Annotated in this window: 16 protein-coding genes; 11 read left to right on the top strand and 5 right to left on the bottom strand. The window is 71.2% G+C overall.

Translation table 11 applies throughout. The features are described 5' to 3' along the window. Nucleotides 1-23: 23 nt before the first annotated feature. From AAFN69_RS24960 to AAFN69_RS24950, 3 genes are all read right to left on the bottom strand, one after another. Nucleotides 24-1,214: a hypothetical protein gene (locus AAFN69_RS24960; protein ID WP_347730973.1), complete on the bottom strand. Its 1,191-nt coding sequence runs from the start codon at nt 1,212-1,214 to the stop codon at nt 24-26. Between the two features lie 133 nt (nt 1,215-1,347). Beyond that, nucleotides 1,348-2,115 (bottom strand): ABC transporter permease, encoded by a 768-nt coding sequence (locus AAFN69_RS24955; RefSeq protein ID WP_347730972.1) that lies wholly within the window; start codon nt 2,113-2,115, stop codon nt 1,348-1,350. After that, a complete protein-coding gene (locus AAFN69_RS24950) occupies nt 2,112-3,038 on the bottom strand; it encodes an ABC transporter ATP-binding protein (RefSeq protein WP_347730971.1) in 927 nt (308 codons plus the stop codon). The genes AAFN69_RS24955 and AAFN69_RS24950 overlap by 4 nt, the downstream gene beginning before the upstream one ends. A 264-nt stretch (nt 3,039-3,302) precedes the next feature. On the opposite strand from AAFN69_RS24950, the gene AAFN69_RS24945 reads away from it, so the two are divergent. From AAFN69_RS24945 to AAFN69_RS24910, 8 genes are all read left to right on the top strand, one after another. Then, nucleotides 3,303-4,052: a metalloregulator ArsR/SmtB family transcription factor gene (locus AAFN69_RS24945; RefSeq protein WP_347730970.1), complete on the top strand. Its 750-nt coding sequence runs from the start codon at nt 3,303-3,305 to the stop codon at nt 4,050-4,052. Continuing rightward, on the top strand, nt 4,049-5,470 hold the full coding sequence (sufB, locus tag AAFN69_RS24940; protein WP_347730969.1) for a Fe-S cluster assembly protein SufB: 1,422 nt from the start codon (nt 4,049-4,051) through the stop codon (nt 5,468-5,470). Before AAFN69_RS24945 ends, sufB begins: the two co-directional genes overlap by 4 nt. A 97-nt stretch (nt 5,471-5,567) precedes the next feature. Further along, nucleotides 5,568-6,749 carry a Fe-S cluster assembly protein SufD gene (gene sufD / locus AAFN69_RS24935; RefSeq protein ID WP_347730968.1) on the top strand — a complete coding sequence of 394 codons (1,182 nt, stop codon included), beginning with the start codon at nt 5,568-5,570 and terminating at the stop codon, nt 6,747-6,749. Next, nucleotides 6,749-7,072, top strand: coding sequence for a non-heme iron oxygenase ferredoxin subunit (locus tag AAFN69_RS24930; RefSeq protein ID WP_347730967.1), 324 nt, complete (start codon nt 6,749-6,751; stop codon nt 7,070-7,072). The genes sufD and AAFN69_RS24930 overlap by 1 nt, the downstream gene beginning before the upstream one ends. A gap of 7 nt (nt 7,073-7,079) precedes the next feature. After that, nucleotides 7,080-7,844 carry a Fe-S cluster assembly ATPase SufC gene (gene sufC, locus AAFN69_RS24925; protein WP_347730966.1) on the top strand — a complete coding sequence of 255 codons (765 nt, stop codon included), beginning with the start codon at nt 7,080-7,082 and terminating at the stop codon, nt 7,842-7,844. Beyond that, the gene (locus AAFN69_RS24920; protein WP_347730965.1) at nt 7,841-9,130 is read left to right on the top strand and encodes a cysteine desulfurase; all 1,290 of its coding nucleotides are present in this window, start codon (nt 7,841-7,843) and stop codon (nt 9,128-9,130) included. Before sufC ends, AAFN69_RS24920 begins: the two co-directional genes overlap by 4 nt. A 12-nt stretch (nt 9,131-9,142) precedes the next feature. Then, complete coding sequence (gene sufU / locus AAFN69_RS24915; protein WP_347730963.1) at nt 9,143-9,607, top strand: Fe-S cluster assembly sulfur transfer protein SufU; 465 nt, start codon at nt 9,143-9,145, stop codon at nt 9,605-9,607. Next, nucleotides 9,604-9,945 carry a metal-sulfur cluster assembly factor gene (locus AAFN69_RS24910; RefSeq protein WP_347730962.1) on the top strand — a complete coding sequence of 114 codons (342 nt, stop codon included), beginning with the start codon at nt 9,604-9,606 and terminating at the stop codon, nt 9,943-9,945. Before sufU ends, AAFN69_RS24910 begins: the two co-directional genes overlap by 4 nt. A gap of 224 nt (nt 9,946-10,169) precedes the next feature. Here the strand turns inward: AAFN69_RS24910 and AAFN69_RS24905 are convergent, their stop codons facing one another. Continuing rightward, nucleotides 10,170-11,210, bottom strand: coding sequence for a hypothetical protein (locus AAFN69_RS24905; RefSeq protein ID WP_347730961.1), 1,041 nt, complete (start codon nt 11,208-11,210; stop codon nt 10,170-10,172). Nucleotides 11,211-11,351: 141 nt separating this feature from the next. On the opposite strand from AAFN69_RS24905, the gene AAFN69_RS24900 reads away from it, so the two are divergent. The 3 genes from AAFN69_RS24900 to dapD all read left to right on the top strand — a co-directional run bounded on the left by AAFN69_RS24900 (nt 11,352) and on the right by dapD (nt 13,425). After that, a complete protein-coding gene (locus tag AAFN69_RS24900; RefSeq protein ID WP_347730960.1) occupies nt 11,352-11,672 on the top strand; it encodes a multidrug efflux SMR transporter in 321 nt (106 codons plus the stop codon). A gap of 124 nt (nt 11,673-11,796) precedes the next feature. Beyond that, complete coding sequence (locus AAFN69_RS24895; protein WP_347730959.1) at nt 11,797-12,426, top strand: TetR family transcriptional regulator; 630 nt, start codon at nt 11,797-11,799, stop codon at nt 12,424-12,426. A 9-nt stretch (nt 12,427-12,435) separates the two neighbouring features. Then, nucleotides 12,436-13,425 (top strand): 2,3,4,5-tetrahydropyridine-2,6-dicarboxylate N-succinyltransferase, encoded by a 990-nt coding sequence (gene dapD / locus AAFN69_RS24890; protein WP_347730958.1) that lies wholly within the window; start codon nt 12,436-12,438, stop codon nt 13,423-13,425. A gap of 81 nt (nt 13,426-13,506) precedes the next feature. Here dapD and dapA read toward each other — a convergent pair whose 3' ends face one another. Beyond that, nucleotides 13,507-14,484: a 4-hydroxy-tetrahydrodipicolinate synthase gene (dapA, locus tag AAFN69_RS24885; protein ID WP_347730957.1), complete on the bottom strand. Its 978-nt coding sequence runs from the start codon at nt 14,482-14,484 to the stop codon at nt 13,507-13,509. Nucleotides 14,485-14,494 lie beyond the last annotated feature (10 nt).

Below are 14,494 nucleotides of genomic sequence, written 5' to 3'. Positions count from 1 at the left end.
GCGGGCCCTTGTGCAAACTTTCACTAGGGGGTGCGGTCCGTGTCCCGGGCCGCGGCCGGCGCGCCCGGCGGGTTCCCGGCCGGACGGGACGGGACGGGCACGGCCGGCGCCGGGGTGTGGCTCAGCCGGAACCGCGAGCCGTCGAGATGCTCCTCGTCCTCCCACCACACCGCGACCCGCCAGTGCGGCGAACCGCCCGGCCTGCCCGGCCCGTTCAGAAACGCCTCGGTCAGCTCGGCCGCGAACGCCGCCGCGCTGCGGTCGGTGACCGCGTCCATCCCGCGCCAGGGATGGGCCATCGGAGTCCACGGAGCGCCCTCCCCGTCCCGGGTGTCGAACCGCCACACCGCCCGCCAGGAACACGCCCGCAGCATCCGCCGCACCTCCGCACCGGTCAGCCGCAGCCCCTCGGCGATGCCGTCCGGCTCCACCCCCTCGATCCGCGCGGCCACCACCGCCAGCGGCAGCAGCCGCTCCGGGACCAGATCGCCGGCCCGCAGCCGGGTCAGCCCGCCGGCGAAGGGGCACCGCCGCAGCCTGCGCCGCAGCTGCTCGTCGAGATGCTCCAGCGAGCCGGCCGCCGGGCCGCCGCGGCTCCGGGACCGGGACCACAGCTCCTGGAACTCCCGCTCGGCGCGCACCGCCCAGATCACCGCCTCCACCGGCTCCCCGAGCTCCTCGAACCGGTCCCCGAGATGGGCCCGGGACTGGGCGAGCCCGGCGCGGTTGCGCGGATCGGCCTGGTCCAGCCCCTCCCAGACCGACATCGCCCGCCGGGTCACCGCCAGCGCCGCCAGCCCGTCCGCACGGGCGGCCGGCGGCGGCCGGTCACCGATCGGCTGGAAGGCCCAGCGGGGCAGTCCCAGTTCATCGCTGAGCGGTTCGGCGAGATAGAGGGCCTGGCTGGTCAGGGTCTTGGCGTACCAGCGGGCATGCTCCGCGTCGTGCCCGGCCGGTCCGGCACAGCGCCGCACCGCCTCGCGGACGGCGATCAGCGCCTCCGCGCGGCGGCCCGTGTCGAAGTGGTGCCGGGCGAGATCGGCGTACCGCAGACCGAGCCGCGCGGCGAGCGGCAGATCATTCTCGGCCAGTGGGGTGAGCGCGGATATCAGATCCCGGAGCATCCGCTCCCGCGCGCCGGGGGACACACAGGCCCGGCCCGATCTGACCCTGCTCCACTCCTCGTCCAGTCGCAGTGCGGCACTCCGCCCCATCGAGACCTCCCCACGCGCGGACCGGGAGCCCGATCTTGCGCAGGCTCATAGTGGCGCGAGCCCGGGCACGAGCGGAAGACACCGGTCGGCACCTCCCGGCGCCGCGGCCTCCGGGAACGGGGCCCGGTGGCGCTCACTCCCAGCGGAAGAAGCGCGCGGCGGCACCCAGTCCGAGCACCGCCCAGACGGTGAGGATCCCCAGCTCGGACCAGGGCAGCGCGGCCCCGTCCCGCAGTACGTCGCGCAGTCCCCCGGAGAGCGCGGAGATCGGCAGCAGCGCCAGGACCGACTCGGCGCCGGCCGGGAACCGGTCCAGCGGCACGATCACCCCGCCGCCCACCAGCAGCAGCAGGAAGACCAGATTCGCGGCGGCCAGGGTGGCCTCCGCCCGCAGGGTTCCGGCCATCAGCAGCCCGAGCCCGCTGAAGGCCGCCGTGCCCAGCGCGAGCAGCAGCAGTACGGAGAGGGGGTTCCCCTCCGGCGACCAGCCCAGCGCGAACGCGATCAGGGCCAGCAGGGTGATCTGGAGAATCTCGGTCACCAGGACCGAGAGCGTCTTGGCGCACATCAGGCCCCAGCGGGGGAGCGGTGAGGCGCCGAGCCGTTTGAGGACCCCGTACCGCCGCTCGAAACCGGTGGCGATGGCCTGGCCGGTGAAGGCGGTGGACATCACGGCCAGCGCGAGCACGCCGGGCGCGAGGAAGTCGACCGGATCGCCCGCCCCGGTGTCGATGATGTCGACGGTGGAGAAGAGCACGAGCAGCAGCGACGGGATCACGATGGTCAGCAGCAGCTGCTCACCGTTGCGCAGCAGCATCCGGGTCTCGAAGGCGGCCTGCGCCCCGATCATCCGGGCCAGGGGCGCGGCCCCCGGGGACGGCGTGAACGTACCGGCGCTCATCCGCGCAGCTCCTTTCCGGTCAGCTCCAGGAAGACGTCCTCCAGCGTGTGCCGCTCCACGGCGATGCCCTCCGGCATCACCCCGTGCTGCGCGCACCAGGAGGTGACCGTGGCCAGCAGCTGGGGATCGACGCGGCCCGCTATCCGGTACGCGCCCGGGGTCGGCTCGGCCGCCTCCGTGCCGTCGGGGAGGGCCTTGAGCAGGGCGCCGACGTCCAGCCCCGGGCGGCCGGTGAAGCGCAGGGTGTTCTCGGCGCCGCCCCGGCACAGCCGCTCGGGGGTGCCCCGGGCGATGACCCGGCCCGCGTCGATGATGGCGACGTCGTCCGCCAGCTCCTCGGCCTCGTCCATGAAGTGGGTGGTCAGCACAGTGGAGACACCGTCCGAGCGCAGCTCGCGGACCAGCTCCCAGGTGGCGCGGCGGGCCTGGGGGTCCAGACCGGCCGTCGGCTCGTCCAGGAAGACCAGCTCGGGGCGGCCGACGACCGCCATCGCGAGGGAGAGCCGCTGCTGCTGGCCGCCGGAGAGCCGCCGGTAGGCGGTCCGGCCGCAGGAGCCGAGGCCCAGCCGTTCGATCAGGGCGTCCACGTCCAGCGGGCGGGCGTGGAGCTTCGCCATGTGGCGCAGCATCTCGTCGGCGCGCGCCCCGGAGGGGATCCCGCCCGACTGGAGCATCACCCCGACCCGGGGCCGCAGCGCGGTGGCGTCGGCGACGGGGTCGAGCCCGAGGACGCGCACGGTGCCCGCGTCGGGGCGGCGGTAGCCCTCGCAGGTCTCGATGGTGGTGGTCTTGCCGGCTCCGTTGGGGCCGAGGACCGCGGTCACCAGACCGGGGGCGACATCGAGATCGAGGCCGTCCACCGCGGTTTTGGAGCCGTACCGCTTGACCAGGCCACGGATGTGGACGACGGGCTCGTTGGGCATGCCGGGAATTCTAGGCGGGCGCCCGGTGCCGCCGGTGCGCGCCCCCGGTGGGGCGATGGCGGATCGCGGGAGTTCCCCGGCTGCCGGGACCCCCTGCGGAGCGGCCCCCGAGGACCCCGGATTCGGGGAGGAAACCGCTGGCCGGAGGGGGTGCGAGGGCCCTCGGTCGACGGCTTGCTTAGGTAACCCTAAGTGACGAAGCGCACCGCGCCCGGGTACCGGTGACGGTTGTCACCCCCCGCCGAATTACGCAACAATGGTGTTGTGAAATACGTCGGCGCGGTTCCTCAGGAGGATCTCGCGACCGGGTCGCGCGCCGATCATCCGACGCGCAATCGGGTCGCGCGCTCCGTGCTGGATCACGGCCCGTCCACCGTGGCCGACCTCGCGGCGCGGCTGGGTCTCACCCAGGCCGCCGTCCGCCGGCATCTCGACACCCTGGTCGCCGAGAACATCGTCGAGCCCCGTGAACAGCGAGTTTACGGAGCCCGCACCCGAGGCAGGCCCGCCAAGGTATTCGTGCTGACCGCCTGCGGCCGGGACGCCTTCGACCAGTCGTACGACTCGCTGGCCGTGGACGCCCTCCGCTGGATCGAGCGGCACGCCGGCGGGGAGGGCGCGGTCGCCGCGTTCGCCCGCGACCGGGCCGAGGCGATGGCCGAGCCGTACCGGGAGGCCATCGAGGCGGCCGCGCCCGGCAAGCGCACCGAAGCCCTCGCCGAGGCCCTGACCGCCGACGGGTACGCTGCTACGGCGCGCAGCGCTCCCACCCCCCAGCAGGGCGAACAGCTCTGCCAGCACCACTGCCCGGTCGCCCACGTAGCCGAGCGGTACCCGCAGCTGTGCGAGGCGGAGACGGAGATCTTCTCCCGCCTGCTCGGCACACATGTGCAGCGTCTGGCCACCATCGCCCACGGTGACGGTGTGTGCACGACGTTCATTCCGCGCGGCGAGACCGCGCACACCATCACCCCATCAGCATCTGCAAGCACGGCCGGGAGGAACCCCGCATGACTCTCCCCACGGAGACTGCCCACCCCGAACTCGAGGGGCTGGGCACGTACGAATTCGGCTGGGCCGACTCCGACGCGGCGGGTGCCGCGGCCAAGCGCGGCCTCTCCGAGGACGTTGTCCGCGACATCTCGGGGAAGAAGAACGAGCCGGAGTGGATGCTGAAGCTGCGGCTGAAGGGTCTGCGGCTCTTCGACCGCAAGCCCATGCCCAGCTGGGGCTCCGACCTGTCGGGCATCGACTTCGACAACATCAAGTACTTCGTCCGCTCCACGGAGAAGCAGGCGGCCTCCTGGGAGGACCTGCCCGAGGACATCAAGAACACCTACGACCGGCTCGGCATCCCGGAGGCGGAGAAGCAGCGCCTGGTCGCCGGTGTCGCCGCCCAGTACGAGTCCGAGGTCGTCTACCACCAGATCCGCGAGGACCTGGAGGAGCAGGGCGTCATCTTCCTGGACACCGACACCGCGCTCAAGGAGCACCCGGAGCTCTTCCAGGAGTACTTCGGCACCGTCATCCCGGTCGGCGACAACAAGTTCGCCTCGCTGAACACCGCGGTCTGGTCCGGCGGCTCCTTCATCTACGTGCCCAAGGGTGTCCACGTCGACATCCCGCTCCAGGCCTACTTCCGTATCAACACGGAGAACATGGGCCAGTTCGAGCGGACGCTGATCATCGTCGACGAGGACGCCTACGTCCACTACGTCGAGGGCTGCACCGCCCCGATCTACTCCTCGGACTCCCTGCACAGCGCCGTGGTCGAGATCATCGTGAAGAAGGGCGGCCGCTGCCGCTACACGACGATCCAGAACTGGTCGAACAACGTCTACAACCTGGTCACCAAGCGCGCCGTCGCCTACGAGGGCGCCACCATGGAGTGGGTCGACGGCAACATCGGCTCCAAGGTGACCATGAAGTACCCGGCCGTCTACCTGATGGGCGAGCACGCCAGGGGCGAGACCCTCTCCATCGCCTTCGCGGGCGAGGGCCAGCACCAGGACGCCGGCGCCAAGATGGTCCACATGGCCCCCAACACCTCCTCCAACATCGTCTCCAAGTCGGTGGCGCGGGGCGGCGGCCGGACCTCCTACCGCGGTCTCATCGAGATCGGCGAGGGCGCGCCCGGCTCGAAGTCCAATGTGCTCTGTGACGCCCTGCTGGTCGACACCATCTCCCGCTCGGACACCTACCCCTATGTCGACGTCCGCGAGGACGACGTCTCCATGGGTCACGAGGCGACCGTCTCCAAGGTCTCCGAGGACCAGCTCTTCTATCTGATGAGCCGGGGCATGACCGAGTTCGAGGCCATGGCGATGATCGTGCGCGGCTTTGTCGAGCCGATCGCCAAGGAACTGCCGATGGAGTACGCGCTGGAGCTGAACCGGCTGATCGAGCTCCAGATGGAGGGCTCGGTCGGCTAGCGCCACCCGACCCGGCGGGCGGGCGGCCGAGCGCCGTCCGTCCCGCCGGCGACAGAATTCTTGACCCAGAAGGCAGAGAGAGAGCACGACGACAGCCATGGCTGAGGCTCAGAACATTCCGGCGGGATCCACCACCGCCGGCGCGATCGCGGTGGCCGCCGAATCGACCGTCGCCACCCGTATGAGTGCGCCCCCGTCCTTCGACGTGGCCGACTTCCCGGTGCCGCACGGCCGCGAGGAGGAGTGGCGCTTCACTCCGCTGGAGCGGCTCGCCGGACTCCACGACGGCACCGCCGTCGCCGGCGACGGCGCGGTGAAGACCGTGGTCGACGCCCCCGAGGGAGTCACCGTCGAGACCGTCGGCCGCGACGACGCGCGGCTCGGCCGGGCCGGCACCCCCGTGGACCGGATCGCCGCCCAGGCGTACTCCTCCTTCGAGCAGGCCACGGTCATCACCGTGCCCCGGGAGGCCGTGCTCACCGAGCCGGTCCGGATCACCGTCCGCGGCGAGGGCGGGGTGGCCTTCGGCCACCAGGTCATCGAGCTGGGCGCGTTCGCCGAGGCGGTCGTGGTCATCGACCACACCGGTGACGCCGTGCTCGCCGCCAATGTCGAGTACGTCATCGGCGACGGCGCCAAGCTGACAGTCGTCTCCGTCCAGGACTGGGACGACAAGGCCGTGCACGTGGCCCAGCAGGACGCGCTGATCGGCCGCGACGCGACCTTCAAGTCCGTGATCGTCACCTTCGGCGGCGACCTCGTGCGCCTCCACCCGCGGGTCTCCTACGCGGCCACCGGCGGTGAGGCCGAGCTCTTCGGCCTGTACTTCACCGACAAGGGCCAGCACCAGGAGCACCGTCTCCTGGTCGACCACAACAACCCGCACAACAAGTCGAACGCCGTCTACAAGGGCGCGCTCCAGGGCGAGGGCGCCCACGCCGTCTGGATCGGCGATGTGCTGATCCGGGTCATGGCCGAGGGCACCGACACCTACGAGATGAACCGCAACCTCGTCCTCACGGACGGCGCGCGGGTCGACTCCGTGCCCAACCTGGAGATCGAGACCGGCGAGATCGTCGGCGCCGGCCACGCCTCCGCCACCGGCCGCTTCGACGACGAGCAGCTCTTCTATCTGATGGCCCGCGGCATCCCGGAGCAGGAAGCCCGCCGGCTGGTCGTCCGCGGCTTCTTCGCCGAGCTGGTCCAGCAGATCGGTCTGCCGGATGTGGAGGAGCGCCTCCTGTCGAAGATCGAGGAAGAGCTGGAGGCGTCCGTCTGATGAGCAGTGGTTTCGTCCGCGCCTGCGGGCTGAGCGAGCTGGAGGACGACACCCCCAAGCGGGTGGAGCTCGACGGCGTGCCGGTCTCGGTGGTGCGCACCGAGGGCGAAGTCTTCGCGATCCACGACATCTGCTCCCACGCGAATGTCTCCCTCTCGGAGGGCGAGGTGGAGGACTGCCAGATCGAGTGCTGGCTGCACGGTTCCGCCTTCGACCTCCGCACCGGCAAGCCGTCCGGACTGCCCGCGACGCGCCCCGTCCCCGTATACCCCGTACAGATCCAAGGGGACGATGTGCTCGTCTCCATCACCCAGGAGTCCTGAGTCACCCATGGCTACGCTTGAAATCCGCGACCTGCACGTCTCCGTCGAAGCCGAGAACGGTTCCCGGGAGATCCTCAAGGGCGTCGACCTGACCGTGAAGCAGGGCGAGACCCACGCCATCATGGGCCCCAACGGCTCCGGCAAGTCCACCCTGGCGTACTCGCTCGCGGGTCACCCCAAGTACACGATCACCAGCGGTTCGGTGACCCTGGACGGCGAGGACGTCCTGGAGATGAGCGTGGACGAGCGCGCCCGTGCCGGTCTCTTCCTCGCCATGCAGTACCCGGTCGAGATCCCGGGTGTCTCCGTCTCCAACTTCCTGCGCACCTCCGCCACCGCGATCCGCGGCGAGGCGCCCAAGCTGCGCACCTGGGTGAAGGAGGTCCGGGAGACCATGGAGCGCCTCAACATGGACCCGGCCTTCGCCGAGCGCAATGTGAACGAGGGCTTCTCCGGCGGTGAGAAGAAGCGTCACGAGATCCTTCAGCTCGAACTGCTCAAGCCGAAGGTCGCGATCCTGGACGAGACCGACTCCGGCCTCGACGTGGACGCGCTTCGCATCGTCTCCGAGGGCGTCAACCGGGTCCGCGAGTCCGGTGAGGTCGGCACCCTGCTGATCACGCACTACACGCGCATTCTCCGGTACATCAAGCCCGACCACGTCCATGTCTTCGCGGCCGGCCGGATCGCCGAGTCCGGTGGCCCCGAGCTCGCGGACAAGCTGGAGGCGGAGGGCTACGAGTCCTACGTGAAGGGTGGCGCTCACTCGTGACTGGTGCCCGACAGGGGCTCACCGGCCTCCCCGGCCTGCTGCCGGGTCTCCTCGACACCGAGGCGATCCGCAAGGACTTCCCGATCCTGGACCGGGTCGTCCACGGCGACAAGAAGCTCGTCTATCTGGACAGCGCGGCCACCTCCCAGAAGCCGCGCCAGGTGATCGACGCGCTCAGCGGCTACTACGAGCGGCACCACGCCAATGTCCATCGCGGCGTGCATGTCCTCGCGGAGGAGGCGACGGCCCTCTACGAGGGCGCCCGTGACAAGGTCGCGGCCTTCATCAACGCCCCCAGCCGCGATGAGGTGATCTTCACCAAGAACGCCTCGGAGTCGCTGAACCTGGTGGCGAACATGCTCGGCTGGGCCGATGAGCCCTATCGGGTGGACCGTGACACCGAGATCGTCATCACCGAGATGGAGCACCACTCCAACATTGTTCCGTGGCAGCTGCTCGCGCAGCGCACCGGCGCGAAGCTGAAGTGGTTCGGTCTCACCGACGACGGCCGGCTCGACCTCTCCAACATCGAGGAGGTCATCACCGAGAAGACGAAGATCGTCTCCTTTGTGCTGGTCTCCAACATCCTGGGCACGGTCAACCCGGTCGAGGCGATCGTCCGCCGCGCGCAGGAGGTCGGCGCGCTGGTGCTGATCGACGCCTCGCAGGCGGCCCCGCACGCCCCGATGGACGTCCAGGCGCTCCAGGCGGACTTCGTGGCCTTCACCGGCCACAAGATGTGCGGTCCGACCGGCATCGGGGTGCTCTGGGGCCGGCAGGAGCTGCTGGAGGACCTTCCGCCGTTCCTCGGCGGCGGCGAGATGATCGAAACCGTCTCGATGCACTCCTCCACCTACGCTCCCGCGCCGCACAAGTTCGAGGCCGGTACGCCCCCGATCGCCCAGGCGATCGGGCTCGGCGCGGCCGTGGACTACCTCAACTCCATCGGTATGGAGAAGATCGAGGCGCATGAGCACGCGATCACCGAGTACGCGGTGAAGCGCCTGCTGGAGGTCCCGGACCTGCGGATCATCGGCCCGGTCTCGGCCGAGGACCGGGGTGCGGCGATCTCCTTCACGCTCGGCGACATCCACCCCCACGATGTGGGTCAGGTGCTCGACGAGCAGGGCATCGCGGTCCGCGTGGGACACCACTGCGCGCGGCCGGTCTGCCTGCGCTACGGAATTCCCGCGACCACCCGAGCGTCGTTCTATCTGTACTCCACGCCCGGAGAGGTCGACGCACTGGTCGACGGGCTGGAGCACGTCCGTAACTTCTTCGGGTAGAGCGGAGCCCTTGTGAAGCTTGATTCGATGTACCAGGAAGTCATCCTCGACCATTACAAGCACCCGCACGGGCGCGGTCTGCGGGACGGCGATGCCGAGGTGCACCACGTCAATCCGACGTGTGGCGACGAGATCACCCTGCGTGTCAGATATGACGGCGAGCGGGTCGCCGATGTGTCGTACGAGGGCCAGGGCTGTTCGATCAGCCAGGCCAGCGCATCGGTTCTCAATGAGCTGCTGGTCGGCAAGGAGCTGGCCGAGGCGCAGAAGATCCAGGAGACCTTCCTGGAGCTGATGCAGTCCAAGGGCAGGATCGAACCGGACGAGGCGATGGAGGAGGTGCTGGAGGACGCGATCGCGTTCGCCGGTGTCTCCAAGTACCCGGCCCGGGTGAAGTGCGCGCTGCTGAGCTGGATGGCGTGGAAGGACGCGACCGCCCAGGCACTGGGCGAGAGCCCCGAGAGGAAAACGGCATGACGGAAGAAGCGGCTGCGGCGGGGCTGAAGCCCGCCACGGAGGACGAGGTCCGCGAGGCGCTGTACGACGTGGTCGACCCCGAGCTGGGGATCGACGTGGTCAACCTCGGGCTGATCTACGGCATCCACATCGACGACGCCAATATCGCGACGCTGGACATGACCCTGACGTCGGCGGCCTGCCCGCTGACCGATGTGATCGAGGACCAGGCGAAGTCGGCGGTCGACGGCATCGTCAATGAGCTGAAGATCAACTGGGTCTGGATGCCGCCGTGGGGCCCGGACAAGATCACGGACGACGGGCGCGAGCAGCTGCGCGCGCTGGGCTTCAACGTCTGAGACGTCTTCGGCCGGGGTGCGCGGGACGCCCCGCGCGTTCGGGTCCGGGACATCGGAACCGGCCCGCCGGGGTGACCCGGGATCGGAAGTGCGAGACGGCCATGCCGCCGGGAGACCGGCGGCATGGCCGTTTTCGCTGTCCTGGTTCCGGGTCACCCCGGGCCGTGTCCCCGATGCGCCGTCCTTCCGGCGGGACGGCCGGCCCCGCACCGGCCCCGGCCCGTCTACCCCTCCGGTGCCGGTGGCGCCGTGTCGCGGGGTGGCGGGGCCAGAGGCGGAAGGCCGGCCGGCGGGGACCAGGCGGGCGGCGCCGAGGCCTGTACGAGGGCCGGTGCCAGGTCCTCGTCGCGGATGCGGCGGTCGACATAGAGCAGACCGGCCGTGAGCGCCGGGAGGACCGTGAGGATCAGCTGGCTGAGCAGCTGGCCCACCACATAGACGGCGATCGCGACGCCCAGCACCGCCAGCATCTCCGGAAGGGCGGGATCCGGGCCCAGGTCACCGGCCATCACCAGAACCGGCATGAAGGCCAGGAGGGCGAAGGGCACCTGGACGGCGTAGCTCGCGACCCAGGCGATCACGGAGACCAGCAGCGAGATGCCGAAGACCCGCCACCACGCGTCCCTCACCAGCCGCCAGGAGCGGCGCAGCGACTCAACCGGGCCCTGGCCCTCGAAGACGGTGATCGTCGGGGCGAGGCTGAGCCGTACCCAGAGGAACACCAGGACCGGCACCGTCAGCAGGGTCACGAGCAGGACCCCCGGCAAACCGGATCCGCCGGAGTCCGCCGAGAGGGCGAGGGCGAGCAGCAGGCCGCCGGGGATCGCGAAGATCAGCACCATCAGGAGCAGGGTCCCGACCATGGCCGGGAACCGGCGCATGCTTCTGCGCCGGATGTCGCCGATCCTGGACTTCCTGCCCAGGACGGCGTCCTGGAGGATCACCGGGCAGATGGTGTACACCATGGCGGTGGCCAGCAGCAGGATCACCACCACGAAGACCGTCGCCGAGGCCAGAAGGGCGCCGCCGGGGTCGTGGCCGCCCCTGGGGAGCACCACCGGGACGAACACGGCCGCGCTCAGGAACCCGGCCGCGATGTACACGGCGACGACCGGTCCGAAGAGCTGCTTCCAGTAGCGGCCCATGGTGCGGAAGGCGCCACCGAGGATGTCCCCGAGGCCGAGCGGGCGCAGGGGTATCACCCCCGGCTCCGGCACCGGTGACCAGCCCGCCGGACCGCCCGACGGGATGGGTGTATATGTCATGGATCAATCCCCCGAAGGTGTCGCTCAGTTGTTCGCGTGTGAAGTGGCACGTTATCCCCTGCGCCCCGGGGAGGGTGCCCCTCCTCCGGTCGCCCGATGGCCGCGTACACCCGTACCCCGGCGATGTGTACGCTCGTACGCATGGGATACGGACTGCTGGCCGGGGCGATAGCGGCGGAGGTGGCCGCGACGACGGCCATGAAGTACAGCGAGGGCTTCACCCGGCTGTGGCCGTCGCTCGTCACGGTCGTCGGCTACCTCATAGCCTTCTCCCTGCTGGCGCAGACACTGAAGACCCTCTCCATCGGCACCGCCTACGCGATCTGGGCGGGCGTCGGCACGGCGGCGGTCGCCGCGATCGGCATGATCTTCCTCGGCGAGTCGGCCGGACCGGTCAAGATCGCGGGAATCGCGCTGGTGATCGCCGGAGTCGTGGTCCTGAACATGGGCGGTGCGCACTGATGGGCGGTGCGCGGCGGGTCCGGCGGGCGGGTGCGCGCCGGCGGCTCGCGGGGCCGGCGGGAGCGCGGACGCCGGTGCGGATCCGGCGGCGGACGGTGCCGAGGGTGCCGGGCGGGGTGCGCTGATGGCCCGCCGGTACGACCCCGGGCGCCGTGAGCGCATCATCGACGCCGCGCTGCGGGTCATCGGGCGCGACGGCATCGGCGGGCTCAGCCACCGCACCGTCGCCGCCGAGGCCGATGTGCCGCTCGGCTCGACCACGTACCACTTCGCCTCGCTCGACGAGCTGCTGACCGCCGCACTGCGCCGGACCAACGCGAACTTCGTCTCGGCGGTGCGGGAGGCCACCGGGCTCACCGCCCCGGGCGCCGATCTCGCGGCGGGAGTGGCCCGGCTGATGGGCGACTGGATGGCCGCCGGCCGGGCGGGCGCGGAGCTGGAGTACGAGCTGTATCTCGCCGCCCTGCGCAGACCCGTGCTCCGGCCGGTCGTGGCCGAGTGGACCCGGGACGTGGTGGAGATGCTGACCCGGCACACCGACCCGGTCACCGCACGGGCCCTGGTCGCCGTGATGGACGGCATCAGCCTCCAGGTTCTGCTCAACGGCACCGAGTACGACGAGGAGTACGCCCGGGAGATGCTGGCCCGGATCCTCGCCGGATCACCGGCCGGCGCGGGCCGGGGCGCGGGTGCTTCCCCGGCCCCGGGGCCGGGGTGTGAGACCGGTTCGCTCCCGGACCGGGGCCCGCGTTAGGTTCTTCCCATGACCGATACCACCGCTCCCCGCACCACCGGCGCCGTCGCCGCCGGGCTCGCCACCCTCGCCGCCGACGGCTCCGTTCTCGACACCTGGTTCCCCGCCCCCGAGCTCGTCGCCGAGGCCGGCCCCGCCGGCACCGAGCGGCTCACCGCCGAGCGGGCCGCCGAACTCCTCGGCGCGGGAGCCGCCCGGGCGATCGGCCCGGACGCCCGCCGGGGCGTCGAGGTCGTCGCCGTCCGTACGGTCATCGCCTCGCTGGACGAGAAGCCCATCGACGCGCACGACGCCTATCTGCGGCTGCACCTGCTCTCGCACCGGCTGGTCAAGCCGCACGGCCAGAGCCTGGACGGTGTCTTCGGCCTGCTCACCAATGTCGCCTGGACCTCGCTCGGCCCGGTCGCCGTCGACACCATCGAGACGGTCCGGCTCAACGCCCGCGCCGAGGGCCTGAACCTCCAGGTGACCAGTGTCGACAAGTTCCCCCGGATGACGGATTACGTCGTGCCGAAGGGTGTCCGGATCGCCGACGCCGACCGGGTCCGCCTCGGCGCGCACCTCGCCGAGGGCACCACGGTGATGCACGAGGGCTTCGTCAACTTCAACGCCGGCACGCTGGGCACCTCCATGGTCGAGGGCCGCATCTCCGCCGGGGTCGTCGTCGGCGACGGCTCGGACATCGGCGGCGGCGCGTCCACCATGGGCACGCTCTCCGGCGGCGGCAATGTCATCATCTCGATCGGCGAGCGCTGCCTGATCGGCGCCGAGGCGGGCGTCGGCATCCCGCTCGGCGACGAGTGCGTGGTGGAGGCGGGGCTCTATGTCACCGCCGGCACCCGGGTCACCCTGCCGGACGGGGCGGTGGTGAAGGCGCGCGAGCTCTCGGGCGCGAGCAATATCCTCTTCCGCCGCAATTCGGTGAGCGGCGCGGTGGAGGCCCGGCCGAACAACGCGGTGTGGGGCGGTCTGAACGACGTGCTCCACAGCCACAACTAGAGTCCCGGCGCGGGATCGGCGCGGCGTGCGGGCCCCGAGCCCGGGGACCCGCGTGCCGCCCGGCGTGTACGGCGGAGGCCGTCAGCCCGGCTCGCCGGACGGCGCGGCCGGAAGGGACGGATCCGCCGCCGCACCCGGTGCGGGCCATCCCGGCCGGCCCGCGCGTACCGCCTCGTGGGCCCCGCGCAGCCCGTCGCCGGCCTCCCGGCCGGCGGGCCGCAGCGGTTCCCGGACACCCCCCGCCCGCAGCAGCGCCTTCGCGGTGACCGTCCCCGGCAGGCCGGACGCCATCATCAGCTCGGCCAGGGGCAGTATCAGCCGGTTCAGCCGGGCGGCCAGGGCCGTGTCCCCGGCGTCGAAGGCGTCCAGTACCGCCCGCACCTCGCGCGGGATGACATTGGCGACCGTACTGACGAAGCCCGCGCCGCCCACCGCGTACAGCGGCAGATTCAGTTCCTCGCAGCCCGAGTAGTACGCCAGCGGGGTGCGGGCGATCACCTTCGACGAGCCGAGCAGATCGCCGGCGCAGTCCTTCACCGCCACGATCCGGGGATGCTCGGCCAGCCGCAGCAGGGTCTCCACCTCGATCCGGGTGCCGGTGCGGGCGGGGATGTCGTACAGCATCACCGGGATCCCGACCGAGTCCGCGACCCGCCGGAAGTGCGCCGCCACGGCGGACTGCGGCGGCCGGCTGTAGTAGGGGGTGACCACCAGGAGGCCGTCGGCGCCCGCCCGTTCCGCCGCGCGGGCGAGTTCGACCGTGTGCCGGGTGTCGGCGCTGCCCACGCCCGCCACCAGCGGCACCCCCGGGCCGACCGCCTCGCGCACCGCCCGTACCAGCGCGGTCTTCTCCGCGTCGGATGTGGTGGGGGACTCGCCCGTGGTGCCGTTCAGCATCAGGCCGTCACAGCCCTCGGAGATCAGCCGGCCGGCATGGTCCGCGGCTGCCGCCAGGTCCACCGCACCCGTCTCGTCCGGCCGGCCGTCCGGACCCGGCCCCGCGGTGAAGGGGGTGATCATGGCGCAGAGCGCCCTGCCGAAGGGCTGAGGTGTGGTCATGGAGGCAGTC

Source organism: Streptomyces sp. CAU 1734 (assembly GCF_039888735.1).
Classification (GTDB): domain Bacteria; phylum Actinomycetota; class Actinomycetes; order Streptomycetales; family Streptomycetaceae; genus Streptomyces.
Note: the sequence above shows the minus strand (reverse complement) of the source record. Positions and strands in the feature narration are given on the sequence as shown.